The 23474-nt window shown below is 64.3% G+C and carries 24 protein-coding genes; 15 read left to right on the forward strand and 9 right to left on the reverse strand.

Annotated elements, in window-relative coordinates; translation table 11 throughout:
• The first annotated feature begins 16 nt into the window (after nt 1-16).
• The 3 genes from htr1 to cofG all read left to right on the forward strand — a co-directional run bounded on the left by htr1 (nt 17) and on the right by cofG (nt 3608).
• Complete coding sequence (gene htr1, locus AMS69_RS01720) at nt 17-1603, forward strand: sensory rhodopsin I transducer Htr1 (protein ID WP_053966372.1); 1587 nt, start codon at nt 17-19, stop codon at nt 1601-1603.
• Nucleotides 1603-2313: a sensory rhodopsin I gene (gene sop1, locus AMS69_RS01725; RefSeq protein WP_053966373.1), complete on the forward strand. Its 711-nt coding sequence runs from the start codon at nt 1603-1605 to the stop codon at nt 2311-2313. Before htr1 ends, sop1 begins: the two co-directional genes overlap by 1 nt.
• Nucleotides 2314-2501: 188 nt before the next feature.
• A complete protein-coding gene (gene cofG / locus AMS69_RS01730) occupies nt 2502-3608 on the forward strand; it encodes a 7,8-didemethyl-8-hydroxy-5-deazariboflavin synthase subunit CofG (RefSeq protein WP_053966374.1) in 1107 nt (368 codons plus the stop codon).
• A gap of 202 nt (nt 3609-3810) precedes the next feature.
• Here cofG and cofH read toward each other — a convergent pair whose 3' ends face one another.
• Both cofH and AMS69_RS01740 read right to left on the reverse strand, forming a co-directional pair.
• Nucleotides 3811-5163: a 7,8-didemethyl-8-hydroxy-5-deazariboflavin synthase subunit CofH gene (gene cofH / locus AMS69_RS01735; protein ID WP_053966375.1), complete on the reverse strand. Its 1353-nt coding sequence runs from the start codon at nt 5161-5163 to the stop codon at nt 3811-3813.
• A 113-nt stretch (nt 5164-5276) separates the two neighbouring features.
• Nucleotides 5277-6293: a sodium:calcium antiporter gene (locus AMS69_RS01740; protein ID WP_053966376.1), complete on the reverse strand. Its 1017-nt coding sequence runs from the start codon at nt 6291-6293 to the stop codon at nt 5277-5279.
• Nucleotides 6294-6435: 142 nt separating this feature from the next.
• Here AMS69_RS01740 and AMS69_RS01745 point away from each other — a divergent pair, with 142 nt between their 5' ends.
• Entirely contained in the window at nt 6436-7470 is a 1035-nt protein-coding gene (locus tag AMS69_RS01745) for a phosphoribosylaminoimidazolesuccinocarboxamide synthase (protein ID WP_053966377.1), read from the forward strand.
• Nucleotides 7471-7494: 24 nt separating this feature from the next.
• On the opposite strand, the gene AMS69_RS01750 is transcribed toward AMS69_RS01745, so the two are convergent.
• Nucleotides 7495-8478, reverse strand: coding sequence for a formyltetrahydrofolate deformylase (locus AMS69_RS01750; protein ID WP_080508789.1), 984 nt, complete (start codon nt 8476-8478; stop codon nt 7495-7497).
• A gap of 120 nt (nt 8479-8598) precedes the next feature.
• On the opposite strand from AMS69_RS01750, the gene AMS69_RS01755 reads away from it, so the two are divergent.
• The 8 genes from AMS69_RS01755 to AMS69_RS01790 all read left to right on the forward strand — a co-directional run bounded on the left by AMS69_RS01755 (nt 8599) and on the right by AMS69_RS01790 (nt 14843).
• The gene (locus AMS69_RS01755) at nt 8599-9474 is read left to right on the forward strand and encodes a GAF domain-containing protein (protein WP_053966379.1); all 876 of its coding nucleotides are present in this window, start codon (nt 8599-8601) and stop codon (nt 9472-9474) included.
• Nucleotides 9474-10139 (forward strand): DUF7504 family protein, encoded by a 666-nt coding sequence (locus tag AMS69_RS01760; RefSeq protein WP_053966380.1) that lies wholly within the window; start codon nt 9474-9476, stop codon nt 10137-10139. The genes AMS69_RS01755 and AMS69_RS01760 overlap by 1 nt, the downstream gene beginning before the upstream one ends.
• 51 nt (nt 10140-10190) lie before the next feature.
• A complete protein-coding gene (gene purS / locus AMS69_RS01765; protein WP_053966381.1) occupies nt 10191-10445 on the forward strand; it encodes a phosphoribosylformylglycinamidine synthase subunit PurS in 255 nt (84 codons plus the stop codon).
• Between the two features lie 52 nt (nt 10446-10497).
• Nucleotides 10498-11175, forward strand: a complete 678-nt coding sequence (purQ, locus tag AMS69_RS01770) for a phosphoribosylformylglycinamidine synthase I (protein ID WP_053967011.1) — start codon at nt 10498-10500, stop codon at nt 11173-11175.
• 450 nt (nt 11176-11625) lie between these two features.
• Nucleotides 11626-12582 (forward strand): substrate-binding domain-containing protein, encoded by a 957-nt coding sequence (locus AMS69_RS01775; RefSeq protein ID WP_053966382.1) that lies wholly within the window; start codon nt 11626-11628, stop codon nt 12580-12582.
• A 32-nt stretch (nt 12583-12614) separates the two neighbouring features.
• Entirely contained in the window at nt 12615-13301 is a 687-nt protein-coding gene (locus AMS69_RS01780) for an ABC transporter permease (RefSeq protein WP_053967012.1), read from the forward strand.
• The gene (locus tag AMS69_RS01785) at nt 13301-14065 is read left to right on the forward strand and encodes an ABC transporter ATP-binding protein (protein ID WP_053966383.1); all 765 of its coding nucleotides are present in this window, start codon (nt 13301-13303) and stop codon (nt 14063-14065) included. Before AMS69_RS01780 ends, AMS69_RS01785 begins: the two co-directional genes overlap by 1 nt.
• 49 nt (nt 14066-14114) lie before the next feature.
• Nucleotides 14115-14843 (forward strand): TOBE domain-containing protein, encoded by a 729-nt coding sequence (locus AMS69_RS01790; protein ID WP_053966384.1) that lies wholly within the window; start codon nt 14115-14117, stop codon nt 14841-14843.
• Between the two features lie 18 nt (nt 14844-14861).
• On the opposite strand, the gene AMS69_RS20455 is transcribed toward AMS69_RS01790, so the two are convergent.
• The 4 genes from AMS69_RS20455 to arcS all read right to left on the reverse strand — a co-directional run bounded on the left by AMS69_RS20455 (nt 14862) and on the right by arcS (nt 18480).
• A complete protein-coding gene (locus AMS69_RS20455; RefSeq protein ID WP_170083976.1) occupies nt 14862-15023 on the reverse strand; it encodes a hypothetical protein in 162 nt (53 codons plus the stop codon).
• A gap of 77 nt (nt 15024-15100) precedes the next feature.
• The gene (locus AMS69_RS01795) at nt 15101-16177 is read right to left on the reverse strand and encodes an archaeosine biosynthesis radical SAM protein RaSEA (RefSeq protein WP_053966385.1); all 1077 of its coding nucleotides are present in this window, start codon (nt 16175-16177) and stop codon (nt 15101-15103) included.
• A 38-nt stretch (nt 16178-16215) separates the two neighbouring features.
• Nucleotides 16216-16623 (reverse strand): VanZ family protein, encoded by a 408-nt coding sequence (locus AMS69_RS01800; RefSeq protein ID WP_053966386.1) that lies wholly within the window; start codon nt 16621-16623, stop codon nt 16216-16218.
• 69 nt (nt 16624-16692) lie between these two features.
• A complete protein-coding gene (arcS, locus tag AMS69_RS01805; RefSeq protein WP_053966387.1) occupies nt 16693-18480 on the reverse strand; it encodes an archaeosine synthase subunit alpha in 1788 nt (595 codons plus the stop codon).
• 358 nt (nt 18481-18838) lie between these two features.
• Here arcS and AMS69_RS01810 point away from each other — a divergent pair, with 358 nt between their 5' ends.
• Nucleotides 18839-19987, forward strand: a complete 1149-nt coding sequence (locus AMS69_RS01810; protein ID WP_202904518.1) for an alginate lyase family protein — start codon at nt 18839-18841, stop codon at nt 19985-19987.
• Nucleotides 19988-20059: 72 nt separating this feature from the next.
• On the forward strand, nt 20060-20935 hold the full coding sequence (locus AMS69_RS01815; protein WP_053966389.1) for an NAD-dependent epimerase/dehydratase family protein: 876 nt from the start codon (nt 20060-20062) through the stop codon (nt 20933-20935).
• Between the two features lie 25 nt (nt 20936-20960).
• Here the strand turns inward: AMS69_RS01815 and tgtA are convergent, their stop codons facing one another.
• The gene (gene tgtA / locus AMS69_RS01820; RefSeq protein WP_053966390.1) at nt 20961-22433 is read right to left on the reverse strand and encodes a tRNA guanosine(15) transglycosylase TgtA; all 1473 of its coding nucleotides are present in this window, start codon (nt 22431-22433) and stop codon (nt 20961-20963) included.
• Between the two features lie 42 nt (nt 22434-22475).
• Nucleotides 22476-22733 carry a hypothetical protein gene (locus AMS69_RS01825; protein ID WP_053966391.1) on the reverse strand — a complete coding sequence of 86 codons (258 nt, stop codon included), beginning with the start codon at nt 22731-22733 and terminating at the stop codon, nt 22476-22478.
• Between the two features lie 104 nt (nt 22734-22837).
• Between AMS69_RS01825 and AMS69_RS01830 the strand changes: the two genes are divergently transcribed.
• Nucleotides 22838-23473 carry an IS6 family transposase gene (locus tag AMS69_RS01830; RefSeq protein WP_053966392.1) on the forward strand — a complete coding sequence of 212 codons (636 nt, stop codon included), beginning with the start codon at nt 22838-22840 and terminating at the stop codon, nt 23471-23473.
• Nucleotide 23474: the final 1 nt, after the last annotated feature.

A 23474-nucleotide genomic window follows, 5' to 3' on the forward strand; every position in this document is an offset into this window, starting at 1 on the left:
AGACTACTATCTACATGTGACTGTTTCTAGTGTCAAGCAGAGCTATGGGGCCAAGCTCGGTGTCGGATACATCGCAACGGCCACCCTCCTGATTACTGTCGGGGTGGTAACACAAGATGTCGCATCAACAGTCGTCGCCGGCATCGCCGGCTTACTGACACTCGGCTCGATCAACGCAGCCGAAACGGTCGCGAGCATCACCGAGTTATCAGCACAGACACAGCGGGTGGCAGACGGGGACCTCGATACCGAAATCGTCTCGACGCGGACCGACGAGTTCGGGGACCTTGCTGACTCAATCGAGCGGATGCGCGTATCGTTGCGCGACCGACTGTCAGAGATGGAGGCTGCGAGGGCAGACCTCGAACAGGCACAGATTGACGCGAACGAGGCACAGGCCGAAGCAGAGGCCGCTGAGGAGGAAGCAAGAGAACTCGCCACAGCCTACCAGGAAATTGCAACAGCGTACGGGACAGTCATGGCAGACGCCGCAGACGGCGATCTCACGCAGCGTGTCGATGTCGCCACTGAGTACGACGCTATGGAAACCGTCGGCCAGTCGTTCAACAGGATGATGGACGAGCTACAGGAGACAATCGAGACGGTCACCGCCGTTTCCGAGCGCATCACAACCGAAACTGACGAGATCACTGAAACGAGTCAACAAGTCCAACAGGAGGTAGACGCGGCTGTGGAAACGGTTGCCGATATCCAGACGCAAGCAACCGACCAGCAGACAAAGCTCGAATCAGCTGCAGCCGATATCCAGGACGTGAGCGCGTCGGCAGAGGAAATCGCTGCGACAATTGACAACCTTGCCGACCAGAGCCGTGAGGTCGAGGAGGCCAGCAACGACGCTCGGGCAGCCTCGGAAACAGCCCTGACAGAGATGGACCAGATACAGGCTGACACAGCTGAAGCTGTCACACAGGTCGAGACCCTCCAGCAGCGAATGGCCGAGATAACCGACATCGCGGACATCATCTCCGAGATCGCAGAGCAGACGAATATGCTGGCGCTGAATGCGTCGATAGAGGCCGCTCGGGCTGGTGGACAGGGCAGCGACGCGGACGGGAATGGGTTCAGCGTCGTCGCAGACGAAGTCAAGTCACTCGCTGAAGAGACGCAGTCACGGGCTGACGAGATAGCAACGGTCATCGCGGAGGTGTCTGAGCAGACAGAAGAGGTGACTGCCTCAATACAGGCGACCGAAACGCGAGTCGAAACCGGTACCGAGACCGTTGAGTCGGCCCTGTCAGAAATTGCGACAATCGCGGAGGCCGTCGACGATATCTCGGCATCTATCGAGGAGATGCGACAGACGACCTCGGAGCAGGCAGACACCGTGCAGGCGACGGCCGACTCGATAGAGGTTGTCACCGAAGCAAGTGCGGAGACAGCGACTACCGCAGAGGAAATGTCGGCACAGATCCGTCGGCAGCGGGACGTCGTCAAGTCGATTTCCGACTCACTCGATTCCTTCCGCGAAACCGCTGTTGACGACCTCGAATCCCGGGTGCGACTGTTTACCGTTGACACAGATGCCACAGCGGCGAGCCACAGACGCGTCGCAGGGTCGCCGTCAGTCGGGGGTGACGACTGATGGACGCCATTGCAGTCGTGTACGGGATAACCGCCGCGGGCTTTGCGGTCGGTGTCGCTATCGTCGGGTTCCTCTATGCGTCGCTTGAGGGGTCAGACGAACGGCCGATTCTGGGGGCACTGGCGCTTATACCGGCAGTTGCGGGCATCTCGTACGTTGCGATGGCGTTCGGCATCGGCACCGTAACCATTGGTGAGACGACGCTTGTCGGATTCCGATATCTCGACTGGGTGGTGACGACGCCGTTGCTCGTCGGATTTATCGGGTACACTGCCGGCGCGTCGCGACGGGCTATCTTCGGGGTTATGGCGGCGGACGCCCTGATGATTCTTGCAGGCGTCGGGGCGGTCGTCGCTGCTGGAACACTGAAATGGGCGCTGTTCGGCGTCTCGGCAACGTTCCACGTCTCGCTGTTTGCCTACCTGTACCTCGTCTTCCCGCGCTCGGTTCCGGACGACCCACAGCGTATCGGCCTGTTTAGCCTCCTCAAGAACCACGTTGGGCTGTTGTGGATCGCGTATCCGCTCGTCTGGCTTGCTGGCCCCGAAGGACTTGGATTCGCGACCTACGTCGGTGTCAGCATCACCTATGCGTTCCTCGACCTGCTGGCGAAGGTCCCCTACGTGTACTTCTTTTACGCCCGGCGGCAGGTGTTCGCGACGAAACTGCTTCGGGAGTCGGGCGACGCCACAGTAACGCCGGCGGACTGAACAGGTGCGATCACCGAAGTATCGTCGAATACGCGGCACTTCAGAGTGGATACCGGTTCACAGGTGACCGGCGTGTAGCGACACACTGATTCTGTTGCCATGTGCCCAGTTTCGACCGTCTACAGCTACTGGCACAGGCCATCACACACGACTGAAACTTTTTATTCGTGGGGTGCAGACCCCGGGACGTGATACCCGGCACGGACGCGTATGATATCGCCATCGACATTTCAGACGACGACGTCGAGCGCCTGCTGTCGGTGATGCCCGAGGACGTCGAGTCGGCGTCAGCGCTGTCCTACTGCCGGAACGTGTTCCTGCCGCTGACGACCGCGTGCCGATACACCTGTACCTACTGCACGTACTACGACCCGCCGGGACAGGCGGAGTTGATGGACCGCAAGGAAATCCGGGAGACGTGTCGCCGGGGGGCCGACGCCGGCTGTACCGAGGCGCTGTTCACCTTCGGCGACGACCCGGACGACCGCTACACCGCCGTCCACGACCAACTCGCCGCATGGGGCCACGACTCCATCCACGAGTACCTCCGAGAGGCCTGTGAAATCGCGCTGGAAGAGGGGTTGCTCCCCCACGCCAACCCGGGCGATCAGACGCGCGACCAGATGGCTCACGTCGCCGACCTGAACGCCTCGATGGGCGTCATGCTGGAGACGACCACCGAGGTGCAGGCCCACGGCGGTCCACGAGCGAAAAATCCCGGCCAGCGGCTCAACACCCTCCGAGTGGCCGGCGAACTTGGCGTCCCGTTCACCACGGGCATTCTCGTCGGTATCGGCGAGGACTGGCACAACCGCGCCGAGAGCTTGCTCGCTATCCGTGAAATGCACGAGCGGTACGGTCACATTCAGGAGGTTATCGTCCAGCCTGTCGTCGAGAACGAACGATGGCGGGGCGGCTCCCCCGATCTGGCGACGATGCGCCGGGTGACAGCGATGGCCCGCGCGGCGCTGCCCGACGAAGTGTCCGTTCAGGTCCCCCCGAACCTTGCGCCCGCTCGTGACCTGACCGACTGTGGCATCGACGATCTGGGCGGCGTCTCCCCAGTGACAGTCGACCACATCAACCCAGAGTACGAGTGGCCCGCCCTGCAGGAGTTGACTGCCGTCGCCGAGGCCGCCGGTGTGCCACTGACGGAGCGGCTACCGGTCTACGACCGGTTCGTTGATGACGGCTGGCTCTCGAATCCCATCGAGGCGGCTATCGAGGCCGATGATGACGCCGGCGAACGGTTCCGGTCGATACTGGACCGGGGCGAGACTCCGGAAGCCCCCTGAGATCGTCTGTCGGTTTCTTCGCGTGAACTGCCGTCACAGTCAGACCAGCCCCCGGAAACCAATCACCTAGTCCTCTAGGCCATAGCTACACATACACTGGCACACCAATATATGTCATGCCTGGACGTGCCTCTGACAGCAGTTCCAGGCAAGATACTCTACCACCATGGCCACGGTCAGTGCCCAGCCGTGGTCTACTACTTCAGTCGAGTAACGGCGTTCCGTCAGCTCGTGGTCCGAGTTGCGGGCCGAGCACGTCGGCGTCGGGGTCGATGACGCGGCGCTGCTCGTAGTCCGTCGAGCGCTCGACGGGCGTCCGGCCGATAGCGGTGATCATGTCGGCGTACTCCTGAAACGACCGGAACTCGCCGTAGTCGCCGCCGGCGCGCTTGGTGATCTCTTCTGAGAGGATTGTCCCCATGAAGTCGTCGGCACCGCAGGTGAGCATCTTCAGTCCCTGCGTGTCGCCGTATTTGACCCACGAGGCCTGGATGTGGTCGATGTTGTCGAGGAACAGTCTGGAGACGGCAATCAGCAGTTCGTCCTCGTCGACCGTCGCGCCGCCGTCAACCATGCCGCGCTCGTACAGCGGCGTTTCCTCGTGGACAAAGGATAGCGGGACGAACTCCGTAATCGCGCCGGTCCGGTCCTGCAGGTCGCGGATGCGCTGGAGGTGCAACGCGCGGTGGCGTTCGTTCTCGACGTGGCCGTACATCATCGTCGAGGTCATATCGAGACCGACCGACGCGGCCGCCTCCATCGCTTCGAGCCACTCGTCGGTGCGTATCTTCCCCGGACAGATAACGTCACGAACCTCGTCGACGAGGATCTCGGCGGCCGTCCCGGGCACGCTGTCGAGACCGGCGTCTTTCAGTCGGCCGAACACCTCCTCGTAGGACCAGTCGGTGCCGCGGCGGGCGTGATAGGCCTCCTCGGGCGTCATCGAGTGGAGGTGGACGTTGCCGACGTTCATCGCGTCGAGCTGTTCGCAGTATGTGGCCGGGTCGGTCTCGTACTCCTCTGGCGAGCGGTAATTCAGATCCCCGCGGTCACTCGACTCCAAGATCTCTCTGTGTTCGTCATCCAGCGCGAGCGCGGGGTGGAGTCCCGACACCGAACAGACCTCGTAGATGCCGCGGTCGAGGGCGTCTCGAACGATTTCGCGGGACTCGCTCGGTGTCTTCGTGAAGCCCCCGTGGTCCTCCTGGTAGTCGCTGCGGAACTGCTCGGAGCGGTCCTTGAAGTTACAGAACAGACAGCCCGTGTTACAGGCCGTCGTGACGTTGTTGTTGAGGTTCGCGACGAAGGTGACCTCGTCGCCGACGACCTCGGCGCGGCGGCGGTCGGCCGCTTCGAGTACCTGCTCTTTCCGGAAGTGGTCGATACCGTCCCGGTCGGTGCCCGTGGTGAAGAGTTCGACGGCGTCGTCGACTGTCAGTCGCGTCCCGTTTCTCGCCTTGGCGAGCGCGTTCTCGAACGACTGGTCAGTCGTCGGACGGTGCTCGAACTCGGTGGAGCCGTCCGGAGTACCGACGGTCTCTGGGACGTCCGGCATTGCTGGACAGGAGGGAAAGAACGGTCAAAAGCGTATGGGTACGCACACGGCTCACAAGGTCGACAGGCCCCCGTGTTCCAGGACACAAGCGGCTGCAGTTCCGAGAGCGCTTATCAGGTCGGCAACACACCGCCGACCCAGCCCGCCGTCTCGACGATAACCCAGGCGACGAAGACCGCATAGGCGCACAGCAGCGCATACGATTCGAGTTCGCTCAACACGAGGTCGGTCCGGAGGACGGTAAACAGGAGAATCGTCGCCCCGGTCAGGACACCGAACATCGGCACGGCCATCGCAAAGTCAACGGTCCACGTACCGGCAATGAGAACGCCAAGCGGGATGGCGACGAGCAGGTCGAAGGTGTTCGAGCCGAGCACGTTTGCGAGCGACGTGACCCCGCGGTCGTCGCGGGCGGCTTTAACGCTGACGAGCGTGTCGGGGAGGCTCGTCGCCGCCGCGAGAATCGTCACGCCGAGCAGAAACTCCTGAACGCCGGCGGCCCGGCCAATGACGCCGACGGCGTGGACTAGATTCTCCACGGCCACGAGGATGACAGCCAGGCCCAGCAGGAGGAAGAGCCACTCCCGCCCGACCGAGATGTCGGCAGTCCAGTCCCTTTCGGGGTTGTGGTCGGCTGTATCCTGGTACTGGATGAAAACGTACAGCCCGTAGAGCGCGAGCGGAATCGCCGCCAGCGGCCGTGTGATGACGCCAGTGAGTGTGGCCTCGCCGGGGTAGTAGATGACCGCAAGCGCCATCGTGATCAGCAGGACCGAGACGGCGAGCATGTAGAACTGCGCCTCCTTGTAGACGAGCGTCCGGCTCGCTTCGAGTTGGTCGTCCGTGGCAATGCCCGCGGCGGCGGGGATGATGAGAATGTTGAAGATAGCTGAACCGACGATTGCGCCGACGCCGAGCGGCATCGACCCGCCAAGCGCCGCGACGACGACGGTCGCGACCTCCGGGAAACTCGACCCGACAGCAACAATTATCGCACCCTGGACAACTTCGGGGAGGCCGTAGTACGTCGCGAGCCGTTCGCTCGACGATTCGAGCCAATCGCTGCCTTTCCAGATTGCGACCGTCGCAGCGACGATGATCGCAGCCTCGACCAACAGACTGGAAGCCATCAGCCAATCAGTCGACAGCCCGACGGAAAACGTTGCCTTCCGAGCGCGAGTGTAACGAATTTCGCTACCGCGAATCGCTTAAAAATAGTTACAGCCAACAGTATGAGAAACGTCTTTGTCCCCGGCGCGAAAGGCGGGCACAATGACGAGCGTCAAGGAATTCCGCGTGGACGAACCGGCGACGGCCGAGGAACTGGGCCGCGGTGCGTTCGTGTTCACGGACGACTACTCTGTATTCGACTGGGGGAAGATGCCGGACCAGATCCCCGATAAGGGCGCGTCACTGTGTACGATGGGCGCGTACAACTTCCAGCTACTGGAGGAGAACCACGTCCCGACACACTACGAGGGCGTCAGGCTCTCCGACAGCGACGAGGTGGTAGACCTCGGCGAGGCGCTGTCGGCCGACGCCGCGCCAGAGGAGATGGTCATCGAACTCACGCAGGTCCCGGACCTGCCCTTCGAGAACGGCAGCTACGACTACGACGCCTACCACGCGGAGGCCGACGAGAACTACCTCATTCCCCTAGAGATTGTCTTCCGGAACCGGGTCGGCGTCGGGTCGTCGCTGCGGTCCCGCACGGAGCCCGCAGACCACGGCCTCGACTACGACACCTGGCCCGAGGAGGTCGTTGACCTGGACAAGCCAATCGTCGAGTTTTCGACGAAATACGAGGAACAGGACCGCTACCTCGACCGCGAGGCGGCCGACCGCATCGCCGGGACGGCCGACATCGACCGCCTAGAGGAACTGGCCCGCGCGGTCAACCACATCGTCACCCAGCAGGCCGCCGAGGCCGACCTCGTCCACGAGGACGGGAAAATCGAGTGCCTGTACTACGACGGAGAGATACGCGTCGCCGACGTGGTCGGCACGTTCGACGAGAACCGCTTCTCCTACGGGGGCCAGCAGGTCTCGAAGGAGGTCATTCGCCAGTACCACAAGCGAACTCAGCCCGAGTGGGTCGAGGCCGTGAGCGCGGCCAAACAGCAGGCCGACACAGAGGGCGTCGCCGACTGGAAATCCCTCTGTGCGGAGTCGCCACAGCCGCTCGAAGAGAACGTGATTCAGGTCGCGCGGGACCTCTACTGCGCCGGCACGAACGCCTACGTCGGCGGCGACGTGTTCGACGCGCCGTCGCTTGACGAGGCCGTCAGCGCCGCGGGCAAACTCTGAGTGGTTGAAAAGGATAGCGCGTTTTCAGTCGTCAGCCTCTATCTCACCGTCGTCCTCGGCGACGAACTCGCCGAGGCCGTCGATGGGACGGTCAGGGTTCAACTGGTCGAGTTTCTCCGGTGCACCAAGCTGGGCCGAGGTCTCCTCTGGGTCCCGCAGTTTCGTCCGGCCGCGGTGGACGTTCACCTCGTCGTTGAGGTGGAGCTTGATGGCTTCGATGAGCGCCTCGGCTTCCAGCGGCTGGCCGATCTGCTGGAGTTCTTCTTCGGTGGCGTCGTCCGGGACGTTGAAAGCGCGCTGGGTGATGATCGGCCCCTGGTCCAGATCCGTCGTCACGTAGTGGGCGGTGACGCCGGCGATGCGGACGCCCTCCTCGATAGCCTGCATATATGCGGACGCGCCGGGGAAGGCGGGCAGCAGGCTCGGGTGGACGTTGATGATGCGGCTCTCGTAGCGGAAGACGACGTCGGGCGAGAGGATGCGCATGTACCGGGCCAGCGCGATGAGGTCGGCGTCGTACTGCGCGAGCAAGTCAAGCAACTGGTCCTCGTCCGGCGTCCCCTTCTCGTCGCCGATATCGTGGAACGGAACGTCGTATTTGGCCGCCAGCGGTTCGAGGTCGTCGTGGTTCCCGATGACCACCTCGATGTCGGCTCCGAGGTCGCCGTTGGCCCACGCCTCGAACAGCGCTTCCAGACAGTGTGACTCCTTCGTGACGAGAACGGCGATGGTCTGGGTCTCGCGGTCGGCGGGGAACCGGACCTGCACGTCAACGCCGAGGTCGTCACCGAGGTCGGTGAGGTCTTCGCGGAGTTTCTCCTCCGTCGTCACCATCTCGGACGTGTCGACGCGCATGGTCATCCGGAAGACCCCCTCCCGAACGGCCTGGTCGAGGTCCTCGATGTTGATACTGCGCTCGAACAGCAGCGAAGTCACTTCGGCGATGAGACCCGTGTCGTCCTCACCGACGACTGTAATCTCGGTCAAATCGCGCGTCACGATACCCACCTCCGGACGGCGTCGTGATTCATTTGACGCAGAGTCGGCAGTCCCACGGCAAAAGCCTTCGTTTTCCACCGAGCGTGGCCACCAACCATTTGTGTATCAGTCCGTGAGTGTCCGGTCGTGATGAGTGATTCGCCGACCGTTATCTGTGCCCAGCCAGACGCTGGCGAGCGCGCAGAGACAGCCGACGCGCTTGCCGACGCCGGACTCGCTGTCGAGGAAGTCGGGTCCGTCGAGACGCTGACCGAAGCACTTGACCGGTCGGTCGACTGCGTTGTGACAGCCTTCGACTTCCCGGACGGCGACGGGTTCGACGTGGTAGACGCGGTCCGTTCGGTGAACCCGGCCTGTGTAGTGGCTCTCTATACGGAACACGCACCGTCAGATCTCCCCCGCGGCAGTCCCGAGCAGGTCGTCGAATACGTGCCGCGGACGGTCCCAGAATCCCGGGAGCGGCTTGCAGATGTCGCAGCCATGGCTGCCGCCGAGGGAACGCAGGCAGCCTATCCAGTTCCAGAGACTGAGACCGAACGGCTGGCAGCCGTCGAGCGGTACGATGTCGACCAGCTGGCGGCGCTCGACGCGTTCGACCGGCTGACGGCACTTATGAACAGCCACTTCGACATCGACGTGGCCTTTGTTGGCCTCATGGACGAACACGAGGAGCGGTTCGTGGCGTGTGAGGGAGCCAACTGGCGGACCCTCGCCCGCGAGGACACCATCTGCACCCACACGATTCTCACGGACGAGACCATGGTCGTCGAAGACACCCACGAAGACCCACGCTTCGCCGAGGTGGATGCGCTGAAACAGCTCGACATCAGGTCCTACGCCGGCGTCCGACTTACAGACGAGGAAGGGAATGCAATCGGTGCCGTCTGTTGCACCGACAGCGAACCACGGCGCTACACGCAGGCAGAGCTAGACGACCTCCAGCGGTTCGCTGCCGAGGTCAAGGAACAACTGCTGTTTCGACGACAGCTGCAGGAGGATGCCTGATGTCTCAGCGACGAGACGAGCCGTACACGTTCGACGGACTGCCACTGAATCCGGTCGAACCGGGGACGAGCTTGCTCGTGACCGGCCCCGTTCTGAGCGGGGCGCGGGAGATGGGACTGCGGCTGCTCTGTAGCTCCGACGCCGACGGCGGGACCGTCCTCGTCGCGACGGACAGCGACGCCACGACGATATTGGAGGATTTCGGGCGCCACGGCGGCGTCCTCGACCGCGACCGGGTCCGTGTCATCGACTGCGCACAGGAGAGCAGCGAGCTGCCGGAAGACAGCGTTTCGGCGGTCAACACGCCGGCGGACCTGACCGGTATCGGTATCGAGTACTCCGGCCAGTACGAGTCGACGTACGCCAGCGGCTACACGCGGGTCCGGACCGGTATCATCACGCTGACGCCGCTGCTCGTCTACAGCGACGACGTGAGGGCGGTGTACCGGTTCCTCAACACCATCACCGGTCGAATCGGAACCGCAGACGGCCTCGGCGTCTGCGTGCTCGACCCGGACGCCCACGAGGAGCAGGTCGTCGAAAGCGTGGCACAGTTCTTCGACGGGCGAGTCGACGTTCGCGCAGACCGGGAAGACTTCGAACTCCGCGTGACCGGCCTGCGCGACCAGTCGACCGACTGGACGCCGGTCAGTGCCGGGACCTGAGCTGTCGGGAGAACACAAGCGTTTTCTCTGCTGCCCGCTCGCTTGCCAGTAATGACTGCCTTTACCGCGACCGTCACGGTCCGACTCAAGCGGGGCGTTCTCGACCCCGAGGCCGAGACGACACAGCGCTCACTGGAACGCCTCGGTTTCGACCTGAACGACCTCCGCTCGGCGGACGTGTTCGAACTCGACCTCGACGCCGACAGCGCCGAGGACGCGGCCGAACGCGCCGAAGAGATGGCCGAGCGACTCCTCGCGAATCCCACGATTCACGACTACGACATCGAGGTGACCGACGCAGAATGACTATCGCCTCGAAACTGACGGCGATAGTCGGTTCCCACGCGAGGTGGTCACTGTGACCATCGCCGTCATCCAGTTCGGCGGCTCGAACTGCGACCGTGACTCCGTCCAAGCGCTGGAGTCACTGGGCTTCGACGCCGAACTCGTCTGGCACGAAGACGGGCTTCCCGAGGACGTCGACGGCGTTGTCCTCCCCGGCGGTTTCTCCTACGGGGATTATCTCCGTGCCGGCGCGATGGCCGCCCGCTCGCCGATCATGGCCGAAGTCCGCGAAGCCGCGAGCGAGGGAACGCCGGTACTTGGCATCTGCAATGGCGCACAGGTCGGCTGTGAGTCGTCGCTGACTCCCGGCGCGTTCACGACGAACGAGAGCGCTCGCTTCCAGTGTGAACACGTCTACCTGCGCGTCGAGAACGCCGACACGCCCTGGACCAGCCAGTACGAAGAGGGTGAGGTCGTGGAACTCCCCATCGCTCACGGCGAAGGCCGATACGAGATCACCGACGAGCGGCTGGATGAACTCGAAACCGAGGGCCGAATCCTGTTCAAGTACTGTGACGAGGACGGAACCGTCACACCCGAAGCGAACCCGAACGGCTCGAAGCACAGCGTGGCCGGCGTCACCGGCGACTCCGAACACGTCGCTGTCATGATGCCCCATCCGGAGCGTGCAACACTATCGGACCTCGGTCGGACCGACGGCCAAGGCGTGCTCGCGGGCTTCCCCGAGTAACGTTCATAGACCCGCTTGTCACCGCGACAGTTTCCCATGTGACTGTAAGGCACCCGAACAGCCGTGTGGCTATCTGGGTTTGTTCCAAAGGGGAAGGGACCAGCGGAGCGTGTGACATAGTCCGGCGGTCCCTACAGTGGCTTTGGCGGTCAAGCCGTATAAATACACGCGTACCGGAGTGGAAGTGAAATCGAGGCAGACAAAGCGTTTGGCTGCGGCTGGTGGCAGTAGAGCGCGCCAGTCGCTCGCGTCCGCTCTCCGCAACGGTTCATCGCTGACGGAACGGGATCACCCTCGATTCGTGTCTACAAGTGGCTACGCTGTCGCAGGTGTCTTGCAGGACGACGAGCCACAGGGGTCGCCATCGCTTTCGCACAGGTGGCCTAACGGAACGGATACGACGGTTTATTCAGCATAAATTATATTTGCTATTAGGTCAACGATATATCTATGCCGATACAACGAAGAGAGTTCATTGCGGCGATAGGGACCGGGGCGTTAGCAACTACCGCCGGGTGCGCCCAGTCCGGGGACAGCAGTGGCCAGACCGAAGCGGCAGCGGAATCCGGAGGGGGCAGTCAGCCAGGGGTGTCCGGCGAGACTCTGACGCTTACCACGACGACAAGCACGTACGACACGGGCTTGCTCGACGAGATTCACCCCGATTTCGAGGACATGTACGGGGTGTCCGTCGACGCGGTCGCACAAGGGACCGGGGCGGCCCTCGAATCGGCCCGTAACGGTGACTCGGACATAGTGATGGTCCACGCCCGCGGCCTCGAAGACGAGTTCATGCGCAACGGGTACGGGGTCAACCGCCGAGACCTGATGTTCAACGACTTCGTCATCGTCGGCCCCGAAAGCGACCCGGCAGGGATTCAGGGCATGGGATCGGCGACCGAGGCGCTGACCGCTATCGCCGAGTCGGAGGCCCAGTTCGTCTCGCGCGGGGACAACTCCGGCACCCATACGAAGGAACTCAACCTCTGGGAGGCGGCGGGAACCGAGCCGGGCGGCGACTGGTATCAGGAGACCGGGACCGGGATGGGAGAGGCGCTGAACGTCGCCAATCAGCAGGGGGCGTACACGCTCTCAGACCGCGGGACGTACATTTCCCAGCGCTCGGAAATCGACCTCGTCATCCTGGTGCAAGGACCCATCGAGGACGGGCCGGAAATCCTCGCGAACCCCTACGGGATTATGGCGGTCAACCCCGGCGTCCACGACAACGCCAACTACGACCTCGCGATGGCCTACATCGGGTGGATTACCAGCCCAGACACTCAGGACGCGATTTCGAACTATCAGGTCAACGGGGAACAGTTGTTCTTCCCCGAAGCCGTCTCCGAAAACCCAGACTTCCAGCAGTACGTTCCGGAGGGGTGGAGTAGCGACTCCGACGGGTAAGCGTGCCACTCGAGTCAGTCGGATACCTGCCGATGGCCGTGGTCGACCTTCCGTTCCGGGACGGCTACGTCTCGAGTATCATCTACGTCTCGCTGTACGTGAGCATCATCGCCGTGACGCTGAGCACGCTGTTCAGCATCCCGGTGGCTATCGTGATGGGCTTTGCCGACTTTCCAGGCAAGCAGTTCGTGAAATCCGTCATCAACACGGGGATGGGGTTTCCCAGCGTGGTCGTCGGCCTCCTCGTGTTGTTTGCCGTCTCCAATCAGGGACCGCTGGGGACGCTGGAGCTGATATTCACCAAGGAGGCGATGATTATGTCCCAGTTCGTCCTCGCGACGCCGCCGATTACGGCCATCAGCCTCGCGGCCATCAGCGGCGTCGACGAGAACGTCCGGGACGCCGCACACGTCCTCGGCGGGACGCGCGTCGACGTTGCGCTGGTCGTACTCAAGGAAGCGCGGTACGGGATTGCGACGGCGGTGCTTGCGGGCTTTGGCCGCGCCATCAGCGAAGTCGGGTCCGTGCTCATCGTCGGCGGAAATATCACGAGCGCGAGCGGCATCTCGAAAACACGGACGCTAACGACCGCGATTCAACTCGAAGCCCGGCAGGGCCAGTATGAGACGGCGATGATACTCGGAGCGGTGTTGGTCGCGCTCGTGTTGACGATCAACGCCGTAGTCGTCCGGTTGGGCGACCAGGAGGTGCAACGCTGATGCTACAGGTAACGGACGTGTCACAGTGGTACGGGGAAGACTGCGTGTTTCGCGAGCTCTCGATGGACATCGAAACGGGGGAGGTCGTCGCCGTCATCGGCCCGTCGGGCGTCGGCAAGACGACGCTACTCCGGATGCTCGCGCTCTCGCTCGAGCCCGACGACGGGGCGGTCACCTTCGACGGCACGGACGTGTGGGCCGCCGACGAGGCGACACGGCTGTCGTTGCGCCGACGCATCGGCATGGTGTTTCAGGAGGCGAGCTTGTTCGACGCGCCGGTCGCTCGTAACGTCGAGTACGGGCTTCGAATCCGCCGGTCGTGGACGGACCGGCTCCAGAGCGAACTCCTCTCTGTCCTGCGGTCAAACGGGACCGCGGACGCCGTTCGTGAGGCCCTCGGCGTCGTCGGGCTGACGGACAAGATGGACCAGCGCGCGGAGTCCCTCTCGGGTGGCGAGGCCCAGCGGGTGTCGTTCGCCCGTGCGCTGGCCTACGACCCCGACGTGCTGCTCCTCGACGAGCCGACATCCGACCTGGACCCGCGGAATACGGCGGTTATCGAGGACGCGATTGCCGAGGCGCGGGACCGGGGCATCGGCGTCGTCGTGGCGACACACGACATGCACCAAGCGGAGCGCGTCGCGGACCGGGTCGCGGTGTTGCTCGACGATGGCATCACGGAAATCGCCCCGACAGAAGTGGTGTTCGAGAACCCGTCGGACGACCGCACCCGGCAGTTCATCTCGGGCGAGTTGGTGTACTGACCGAGTACTCGTCGATACTCTCTTTGTAACCGCCCGCCGATGCGACGGTATGGATGCGACTGCGGACGTGGAAGTGCAACTCGGACAGGGCGACGTCGCGCTGACCGCCCGCGACCGGACGCTCCTGCAAGCGGTCGCCGCCCACGGGTCGCTGAACGCCGCTGCTGACGCGCTGGGCCGGTCCTACGCTCACGCCCAGCGACGCATCGTCGAACTCGAAGAAGTCTTCGGCCCGCTGGTCGACCGCAGTCGGGGCGGCAGCGGCGGCGGCGGCAGCGAACTCACGGCGACGGCAGAGCAACTGCTGGCCCGGTTTCAGCGGCTCCAGGCCGAGTTCGACGGGGTGGCGACGGCGGAGGAGACGGTCCTCAGCGGGACGGTCGTGGACCGCGACGGCGAACTGGCGACCGTCGAGACGCCGCCGGGGACGGTCCGGGCCATCGTCGATACCGAGGCGAGTCCCGGCGACGCGGTGGAGGTCGGCATCCGCGCCGACACGGTGACATTGAACGCGCCGCCGGAGGCCCCGGAGCCGGCGGGGACGAGCGCACGCAACCAGTTCGCGGGCACCGTCGACCGCATCGACGAAGGGACCGCTATCGCGCTGGTCGCGCTGGCTATCGACCCCGACACAACGCTGTCGGCGCTCGTGACCGACACGAGCCTCGACAAACTTGACATCAGCGAGGGCGCGGACCTCGTCGCCTCGTTCAAGGCGACCGCGACCGTCGGCGTCATCCCCGCTATCGAACAGCCGGACTCGGACGAGCAGTCCTGAGCGAGTACAAAACTGTCCTCAGAGACCCCAGCCGGACGGCAGCAGGTCGGACTGACAGGCACTGCAGGCGACCATCCCATCGCCGTCGATACACTGTCGCTGTTCACCGCACAGATCACACTCTGTGACCGTCCCGCGCGTATTGAAACTGCGCCTGTCCTGGTCACCGTTCGGGGTCATGTCGAACAGTATTATGCGCGAAAGACGGATAAGCGTTGGTCGACAGGCCGTCACACGGTTTTCGGGGGGTCGCGGGCCTACCGAGCGAGCGGGAGCGAGTAGCCGCGTTCGCGCTCGATGACGGCGTCCCACGTCGCCTCGCACTCGCAGGACACCTGCTCGAACACCGAGGGGTCCTGTCGCAGGTCGAAGTCCTTGATGGCCCGCTGGACCTTGTCGTCGCACTCGCCGCAGTTGTGCGGGCCGCGGTCGCTGCCGTGGCCGACGGGATCGGAGACGACGATGACGTCCTCGTCGGCGGTCGATTCCAGCACGTCGGCGACCGACCAGAGCCACGGCGGCCGGTAGCCGCCGTCGTGGTACAGCTCTTCGACCATCGTGTAACGCTGGACGTTACAGGGGTTCATCGAAACGGTGTGACAGCCGTCGACGGCCCCACACCGGCGAACGGAGCGTTTCATGTCCTCGACGGCCTCCGCTTCCGAGAGGAAGGGCGGTTTCATCAGCAGATACGCCTTGACGCCAGCCCCGGCGGCCTGTGCCGCTTCGGATGCTTCCTCGAAGTCGGCGAAATCGAAGTACTTGTTCACGCAGTCGTGGCGCACGCGGTCGGTCGCCGTTTCTAGACCCACCGCCACGTCCGTCTCTAGTCCCGCGTCGACGAAGTCGCCGACGGTCTCCTCGTCGACGAAATCGGGCAGCGACTCGACGACGATGCGCTCGCGGTCCGCGAACGTCTCCGCGATTGCCCGGCGCGTCTCCGCCGGAACCTCGCGCTCGTCGAGGAAGCTCCCGGAGGTGTAGATCTTGATGAGGCCGCTCGTCTCGTCGCTGTTCTCGGCCTCGTGGTCCAGGCAGTGCTGAATCTGGGCCATCAGGTCCTCGTGGGCGACGCTGCCGCCCTCGACGCTCTCGGCGACGTAGCCACACATCGTACAGCCGCCGGCGCGGGCCCACCGACAGCCGCCGGTGTTCAGGATGATAGTCAGGCTCTGGTAGACGCCGTCGGGCGTGTTGTCCTCGTCGAGCCACACGCGGGTCGGCTCGCGAGGGTCGTAGGTGGAGTCGTTGCGCGACCGGATGTCACGCATCACGGAGTTGTGGGCGTCCATGCCCTTGCCCTCCTCGTAGACCTCAGGACTGGGCTTGCTCATTGGGGCGAGGTAGCCGATGAGCGCGTAAAGCCGCTTCGTTACTGACGGGATTGTGGGTCGGTTTGGTCCGAAAGTGCGCCGGAGCGGTGGGCCGCGAGCCACGCCAGTCCGGCCAACGCGGCCCCGACGGCGTTGGCGAGGAAATCAGCGCCGCTCGTTCCACGCGAGGAGACGAGAGTCTGCGCGAGTTCCACGCCGGCCCCGTAGCAGACGGCGACAGTCACGAGTCCCGCGACCGCGGCCACACTGCGGGCGCGCCGGCCCCAGGCCAGCAGTACCGCGAGGGTGCCGTAGCTCGCCGCGTGGACCCACTTGTCGAGGGCGACGCCGAGCAACACGGGGACCTGCCCGCTCGCGCCCTCGGGAACGGGGAGCAGCGAGGTGACGAGTACCAGCAGCGAGAACCCGGCGGCGGGCAGGTACCGCCGGCGGCCCGACAAGTCCATACCGGCGGTTGCCCCGCGCCGCCGATAAGTCGCCCGGTCGTCAGCGTCGCCACACCCTCCGTAACCGAGTTACCGCTCGTCGACGTGGCGCATCTGGACGGCGATGCCCCGCGTCGAGGACCGCATCTCCGGGCCGCTCATCTGGGCGCGACCGACGCCGAAGGCCGCGTCGCCCCGAATCACCACGTCGTCGCCGACGCGGATGTCGTCGCTGGCGTCCGTGATACCCGGCGCGAGCACCGAGCCGTGGGGCACGAAGGGTTCGATTTCGACTGTCTTGGTCGGTACGTCGCTCTCGACCCAGCGGCGTGCCCCGGCGGTGGTCAGCGAGAGCACGCCGTACTGCTGGGCCAGCGCGGCCAACTGTTCGCCGTCGGCGTCGTCGGCCCGCAACTGCGGATACCGGCCCTGCGTCGAGAGGTCGTCGAACAGTTCGTCGCCCGCGCCCGCGCCGAACTGGTAGTCCGCGACGGCGCGGATGGTGTTGTGTTCCCGTTCGCGCTTGGGATAGCGGTCCCAGCCCTCCAGTTCGGCGGCGAGGTTCCCCAGCGAGTCCGCCGTCGTCGGGTGGTCGGTGACAGTGTAGGTGAACTCCCGGCCCAGCGAGTCGGCGACGCGCTCGCAGATGTCGCGGTAGCCCTCGCCGGGTACGTGGGCGATAATCTCGGGGTAGTCGGTGCCTTCTAAATAGCGTTCGAGCACGCGGCTGACGAATTCGATTTCTGTGGCGGTCCAGTTGCCCGTGACCACCGAGTCGTAGTGCTGGGCGGGGTAGGTGAGTTCGAGTTCCTGCGGGACGACGCCGATGGGCGAGGTCATCGAGACGACGTGGGCGCGCCACTTGATGGCGTCGTGGTACTGCTTGTGGCTCTGGGAGTCGCTGTAGGGCTTTCGCGCGGAGCAGGGCACCAGCACGAGCGGGCGGTCGTCGAACCGGGGGACGTAGCGGTCGGTGACGCGCTCGGCGAAGCGCTGGATTTCCACCCGACGGAGCGAGTCGTCGCTGGCCGCCGAGAGGTCGGCCCGCCGGATGAGCGGCGTGCGCTCCTCCAGGTAGCCGTACTCCTGGTCCAGCCGCCGGAACGTCGCGGTGAGCCAGTTGTTCTGTCTGGCCTGTCCCTCGACGTAGTCCCGGAGGCGACCGTCGCGGATGCGGCGGCGGACGCGACGGAGTTCCGCGGCGAGCGCGTTGACGTTGTGTTTGACGCAGTCCTCGCGGTCGAACGCCTCGCGTGGCTGCCGGCAGGCCGGGCAGGCACACGGCAGTTCGTCGAGGTCTTCGAGGAAGTACGCCTCGTCAGTCGTGAGATACCGGCCCTCAGTCCCCCGGATGACGGCACGGTCGGGGTCCACGAGGTCGACGCCGGCGTAGACGAGCGTCGCGACGTTTCTCGGCGTGGCGACACCGGGCAGGTAGAGCGCGGTGTCGGCTGGTATCGCGTCGCGGACGGTCGTGACGGCGTCGACGAACGCCGACGCGTGCCCGACGTAGCCGGGCGCGCCGGCGAGCACGTAGGCGTCACTGCCGTGGTCCGTCGCGGTGTCGGGCGAGACGACGGCCGCGCTCGGGAACTCGACATCGGGATAGTCGACGGCGAAAGCCTCTGCGACTTCGTCCGGCGTGCCGGCTGGGAGTCCACGATGGGGCAACACGGTGAGCAGCGAGTCGTCACCGTCGGTGACGGTTTGCTCTGTTGGCCAGCGGCTTCCGGCATCGTCAAGGACATGCCGGCAGTCGCCCGGCGTCACGGTGTCCACGTCGTCGACCAGCGCCGGCGTTGTCACGGAGTCGGCAAGGCGTAGCTCACCCACTCGCGCGGCGCTGTCGCGCTCGTGGACCTCAAAGTAGTCGGTCATGCAATGGCGTCAGCCACGCGCGACCAACTATCTTGCCTTTGGGGCAGCGCCGTCGACAGCACCCATAGCTCTCATGTCGGCCGTCTCAGCCCGGCCGGCACGCGTCTCCCGAACGGGGCGCTATCCGCCGATTAACCGCATCCTAACTAACCATGTCGGGGACGGTTGGTCACCCGTGCAGCGACAGACTCGACGAGACGTGTTGTTCGCCCTCTCGGGGACGGTCGCGGCGCTGAGTGGCTGTTCGACCGACCTTTCGTCGGGAGACACGGACGCCAGAGCCGCCCCGCAGGAGGCCGAACCGACGCCGACCGAACCGGCAGCGGTCACCGAACCGGCAGATGACAGCAGGCCCGCGATGTTCGTCCACCTCGACACGCTGTCCGCGATACAGTCCCGCGTCGAGGACGGCGACAGCCCGTGGACGGAGGCCCACGAAGCTTTCATGGAAGACGTTCGCGAGGCGATGGCCGCCGCCCCGGAGAGTGTCACGGACAACGGTGACGGCCACGAGTTCAAAACGAAAGGACCCGAGGACCCCGCGGAACGCAAGGACTACGTCGCCGCCATAAGGACGGGTGACCGCATCCGTGACCTCGGCCTCGCCTACCAGTACACCGGCGCGGACCAGTACGCCGAGAAAGCAATCGAGCTGTTGGACCACTGGTTCCTGCGTCCGGAGACCTACATGGCTCCGGTGAAAACGAACGGCATCGAACAGTTCATCACGCTCCCGAAAATGTGGTGGGGCGCAGAACTCGTTCGGGGCCACGAGGCGTGGAACAGCGACAGTGTCGGCACGGAGGCCGACCTGCAGGAGTGGGTCCGGACGTTCCTCGATGATGTCGGTCACGATATTCCGACCGCGATGGGTCAGCAGAACATCTTCAACTGGCAGGAGATGACCCACGCTGCCGGTTCCGTGTACCTCCGAGACTGGGACCGGTTCCGGAAGGCGATGCGACGGAACCGCGAAGACGGTTTCAGACAGCTCCGCGAAGACGGGCTGCTGGAAAACGAAATCATTCGCGCGTCGAGCTTGGCGTACTCACTGTACGCGGCGAAAGCACTGGTCACCGCCGCGGAACTCAGCCGTCTCTATGCCGACAGGCTCGACGGGCCCACACTGTACGAGTATCAGAAGTTCGCCGGCGACAGGGGAGCCATCGAGCGGATTCTCGACGCTCACGCGCCGTATGTGGCCGACCCAGCGGCCTGGGAGGCGATGGGCGAGGGCGACCCCGACCGGTTCGTCAACAATGACGGCTTCCCCGCCAGAAAGCAAGAAGCTGCGTCCTCGCTGTACGAGGTAGCCTACTCGTATTACGAGAAAGACACGTATCTGAAAGCACTCAAACAGAGCGGACAGCCGGTGAAGAACGTCCCGACGTACGTCTCGGCGCAACAGGCGGCAATCGACAACCCCGACCGACCGCATCGGGACGAACGTATCCTCGGCTGGACAACGTTCACACACGGGGAGCGGTTCCGGCTTGACCTGCAGTGAGTTAGACAAGCACCGGTCCCGGTGACACGGCGACACCGTCACGTTTTGGATGCCAGCGACGCCAAGTCTGGTATGGATGTTGTCGTGACCGGCGGCCGGGGGAGTACCGGGCGCTGGATCGTCGACCGCCTCGCCGGACCGCACGACGTAACAGTGCTTGACCGTCGACTGCCCGACGATGGGGGCCACCCGACCGTCGACTACCGGGCGCTCGACCTCACCGAGGCCGGGGGCGTCTTCGACGCGCTTACCGCCATCGACCCGGATGCAGTGGTCCACTGGGCGGCGATCCCAGTCGCAGGGAACCACCCCGGAGTAGACCTGTTTCAGAACAACACACTGGCGGCACATACTGTCCTCTCGGCGGCGGGCCGCGTCGGGGCTGACGTGGTTCAGGCCTCTTCAGACGGTGCGTACGGCTTCTTTTTCGCCGAAGAGACGCCTGTTCCCGACGAGCTGCCGATCACGGAAGAGCACGCGTGCAGGCCGGAGGACGACTACGGGCTCTCAAAGGTCGTCACTGAGGAGATCGGGAAGACAATTGCACGCCGGGATAGCATCTCTGTGGCGTCGATTCGCCCGTCATGGATACAGATTCCCGGTGAGTACCCCTGTCGGTCTGAAGACTACCTCGACAACCTTGCGGCCGGAGCGGGTAACTACTGGTCGTACGTGGACGTGCGGGACGTCGTCGACCTCGTCGAGGCCGCCCTCACCGCAGATATCGCGGGTCACGAGGCGTTCAACTGCGTCGGCCCCGACAACACACTGGGTCGGCCGTTAGTCGAACTCATGCGAGAGTACTACGGGCGGGTTCCGGACGACTGCACCGTCGACGGGGACGCCGCAGCGTACGCGACGGGCAAAGCCACAGCGATGCTGGGCTGGGAGCCGACCCGCTCCTGGCGCGAGGCGGCCGACGAAGACGTAGACGTGCCGAGGGTCTGACCAGCGGTCAGGACGATTGTTGTCGTCAGTCGCGGGCGTGTAGGTCCCGCAAGCGGACGCTATCGGGCACGCGGTCGAGCGCCGTCGCCGGCCAGTCGTCGTGGACCAGCGTGAAGGACACGTCGGGGTGGAGTTCGACCAGCCGCCGGACTCCTGTCGCTGCGGCCTCGTAGGCCGCCCGGTCGGTCCGGTCCGGCGTTTCCGCGGTCAGCGGATAGGTGTCGGCGAGTTCGCGCGGATACGGACCGAACGGCGGCAGAACGCCCCAGGATTCGTCGTACTGTGCGCTGGAACTGCCCTCGGTCAACAGGACCTCGTCGCCCTCGACCGGGAGGCGCTCTAGTCGGTCCTGATGGCGTCGGACCTCGGGCCGGTGAGCGCTTTCATTCGAGGTATAAAAGAACGCGTCCTTCGAGACGGGGTCGGTCCGTTCGAGTTGCTCAGCGTGGTCGAGCAGTGCGCGGTAGCCGTCGAGCATCGCCGGGTGGCCGCGGGCGCGGCTGTCGACCAGTTCCATGAGGTTGCCCGACCGAATCGCCTGTTTGACCGTCCGGATTTCGCCGTAGGTGACGTGGAGGTTGTGTCGCGCGAGCAGTTCCTCGCGGCGGTCGTCGGCCATGCCCTTCAGCTCCGCCGGCGTGTGATCGGTACAGACCGGGCAGTGACACGGGAAGTGACTCAGTTCGTCAAGCAGTTCCGTTCCCTGCACCGTGAGATACCGGTCGTCGCGGGCGTACAGCGCATACGCCGCCGAATCGAACAGGTCACAGCCCAGCGCCGCCGCCATCGCAAACATCATCGGATGGCCCGCGCCGAACAGGTGGACCGGGCCGACCTCCCCCAGCCCGCGCTTGCAGGCCGCGACCACGTCGGCGAGGTCGGCGTAGCGGTACTCGTTCATCAGCGGGACGACGGCCCCGAGCGGGAACACGTCCAGCCCGGTCGAGACGGCGTCGGCGGCCGCACGCTCCCGGAGGTCCGGATACGTCGCGCCCTGAACCGGCGCGCTGACGAGCATCTCGCCGGTGTCGACGGTGGCAGCGTGTTCGAGCCGTTCCTGTGTCGTTTCGAGTTCCTCGGTCGCCCGCTCGCGGTCCACGTCCGGCGGCGTCGGGATGTCGACCGGCGTCCCGATGTCCGAGCCAATCTCGTGTTGAAATTCGAGTATCTCCTCGGTCGTCACGTCGATGTCGCCGTACTCGGCGAGTTGGAAGGAGCCGGAGTCGGTCATAATTGCCCCATCGAACCCAAGCAGGTCGTGGAGGCCCTGCTCCAGCACCGGCTCGCGGAGGTCGTCGGAGCCATGCAGGATGTAGCTGTTCGTGATGAGTATCTCCGCGCCGAACTCCGACGCCAACGTTGCCGGTGCGACCGTCTGGACGTGGGGGTTGACCACGGGCAGAATAGTCGGCGTCTCGACGGTGACGCCGGCCCGTGGCACCGTTAGCTCGCCCAGGCGGCCCGCTGCGTCGTACTGGCGGACCTCGAAATTCGTCATTACACCCCGTCGTCGGCCAGCGCGCCTAAGAGTTGTGTTCCCTTATTCGTCGGGTCGCTCCGGCCCGCCGGGGACCAGTTTTCGCTCGGGCCGATGGACGGTCCCGGAGTCCTCGTCGGCGACGTACGCCTGTGACGTCCGGAACATATCGACCACCTCACCGCGGGACGTGTAGGCGTCCTCGACGAGTCGGTCAAGCAACTCCGCCCGCGAAATCGGCTGACCGGTCCGACGGCGGACGGCCGCGCGCAGTTTATCCAGCCGACGCTCCGTTCGTTTGTCGAGTGCAATGGAGGCCATGTGTTAAACGATACCATCCCACAGGATTTGAAACTGTCGTCAGTTCAGCGCGGCGGTGTTTAGTTAAGCGTGAAAAGTGAGGCGGGAGAATTTCTTGGTGGTCTATGCCAGAAATCGCCCGCCTCAGCGGTAGTAGAGACTGGATTGATTTGGATTTTGTGGAGCGCGAGCGGACACCCGAGCCAGCGATGGCGTTGGGTATTCAATCGCACGTTGCGGGGCTCTCACTGTCGAATACCGTCGAATTACTCGACTCGCTGGGTGTCCAACGCAGTCGAAAAGCCATCCACGATTGGGTACAGAAAGCCGATTTACAGCCCGAATCCGGTAAATCTCCGAATCAGATCGCGCTCGACGAAACGGTGATTCGAATCAACAACCAGCAATTCTGGCTGTATGCCGCCGCCGATCCGCAGTCGAACGAACTGCTTCACGTCCGGTTATTTCCGACAACTACGACCGCTCTCACGGAAATTTTCCTGCGCGAACTGCGGCAAAAGCACGATGTCRAARCTGCCGTCTTTCTCGTTGATGGCGCTCAACACCTCCAAACTGCACTTCAACGAGCTRGCCTCCGATTTCAGACRTGTCGCCACGGAAATCGGAACGCTGTCGAACGGATTTTTCGAGAACTGAAGCGTCGAACCTCGTCGTTTTCGAACTGCTTCAGTCACGTCGAACCGGAAACAGCCGAAAATTGGTTGCAAAGTTTCGCTCGCTGGCACAATGCTCCAAACTAAA

It is taken from the genome of Haloarcula rubripromontorii (genome assembly GCF_001280425.1).
Taxonomy (GTDB): domain Archaea; phylum Halobacteriota; class Halobacteria; order Halobacteriales; family Haloarculaceae; genus Haloarcula; species Haloarcula rubripromontorii.

Excerpts from the sequence above, each read along its gene's own strand:
- AMS69_RS01755 (WP_053966379.1), top strand. The coding sequence starts at position 8,599 with ATGAGTGATTCGCCGACCGTTATCTGTGCCCAGCCAGACGCTGGCGAG.
- AMS69_RS01800 (WP_053966386.1), bottom strand. The coding sequence starts at position 16,623 with ATGGACTTGTCGGGCCGCCGGCGGTACCTGCCCGCCGCCGGGTTCTCG.
- tgtA (WP_053966390.1), bottom strand. The coding sequence starts at position 22,433 with ATGACGAATTTCGAGGTCCGCCAGTACGACGCAGCGGGCCGCCTGGGC.
- AMS69_RS01815 (WP_053966389.1), top strand. The coding sequence starts at position 20,060 with ATGGATGTTGTCGTGACCGGCGGCCGGGGGAGTACCGGGCGCTGGATC.
- AMS69_RS01740 (WP_053966376.1), bottom strand. The coding sequence starts at position 6,293 with ATGGCTTCCAGTCTGTTGGTCGAGGCTGCGATCATCGTCGCTGCGACG.
- AMS69_RS01780 (WP_053967012.1), top strand. The coding sequence starts at position 12,615 with ATGGCCGTGGTCGACCTTCCGTTCCGGGACGGCTACGTCTCGAGTATC.
- AMS69_RS01775 (WP_053966382.1), top strand. The coding sequence starts at position 11,626 with ATGCCGATACAACGAAGAGAGTTCATTGCGGCGATAGGGACCGGGGCG.
- purS (WP_053966381.1), top strand. The coding sequence starts at position 10,191 with ATGACTGCCTTTACCGCGACCGTCACGGTCCGACTCAAGCGGGGCGTT.
- AMS69_RS01825 (WP_053966391.1), bottom strand. The coding sequence starts at position 22,733 with ATGGCCTCCATTGCACTCGACAAACGAACGGAGCGTCGGCTGGATAAA.
- AMS69_RS01745 (WP_053966377.1), top strand. The coding sequence starts at position 6,436 with ATGACGAGCGTCAAGGAATTCCGCGTGGACGAACCGGCGACGGCCGAG.
- AMS69_RS01795 (WP_053966385.1), bottom strand. The coding sequence starts at position 16,177 with ATGAGCAAGCCCAGTCCTGAGGTCTACGAGGAGGGCAAGGGCATGGAC.
- AMS69_RS20455 (WP_170083976.1), bottom strand. The coding sequence starts at position 15,023 with ATGACCCCGAACGGTGACCAGGACAGGCGCAGTTTCAATACGCGCGGG.
- AMS69_RS01760 (WP_053966380.1), top strand. The coding sequence starts at position 9,474 with ATGTCTCAGCGACGAGACGAGCCGTACACGTTCGACGGACTGCCACTG.
- arcS (WP_053966387.1), bottom strand. The coding sequence starts at position 18,480 with ATGACCGACTACTTTGAGGTCCACGAGCGCGACAGCGCCGCGCGAGTG.
- AMS69_RS01790 (WP_053966384.1), top strand. The coding sequence starts at position 14,115 with ATGGATGCGACTGCGGACGTGGAAGTGCAACTCGGACAGGGCGACGTC.
- sop1 (WP_053966373.1), top strand. The coding sequence starts at position 1,603 with ATGGACGCCATTGCAGTCGTGTACGGGATAACCGCCGCGGGCTTTGCG.
- AMS69_RS01810 (WP_202904518.1), top strand. The coding sequence starts at position 18,839 with ATGTTCGTCCACCTCGACACGCTGTCCGCGATACAGTCCCGCGTCGAG.
- AMS69_RS01785 (WP_053966383.1), top strand. The coding sequence starts at position 13,301 with ATGCTACAGGTAACGGACGTGTCACAGTGGTACGGGGAAGACTGCGTG.
- cofH (WP_053966375.1), bottom strand. The coding sequence starts at position 5,163 with ATGCCGGACGTCCCAGAGACCGTCGGTACTCCGGACGGCTCCACCGAG.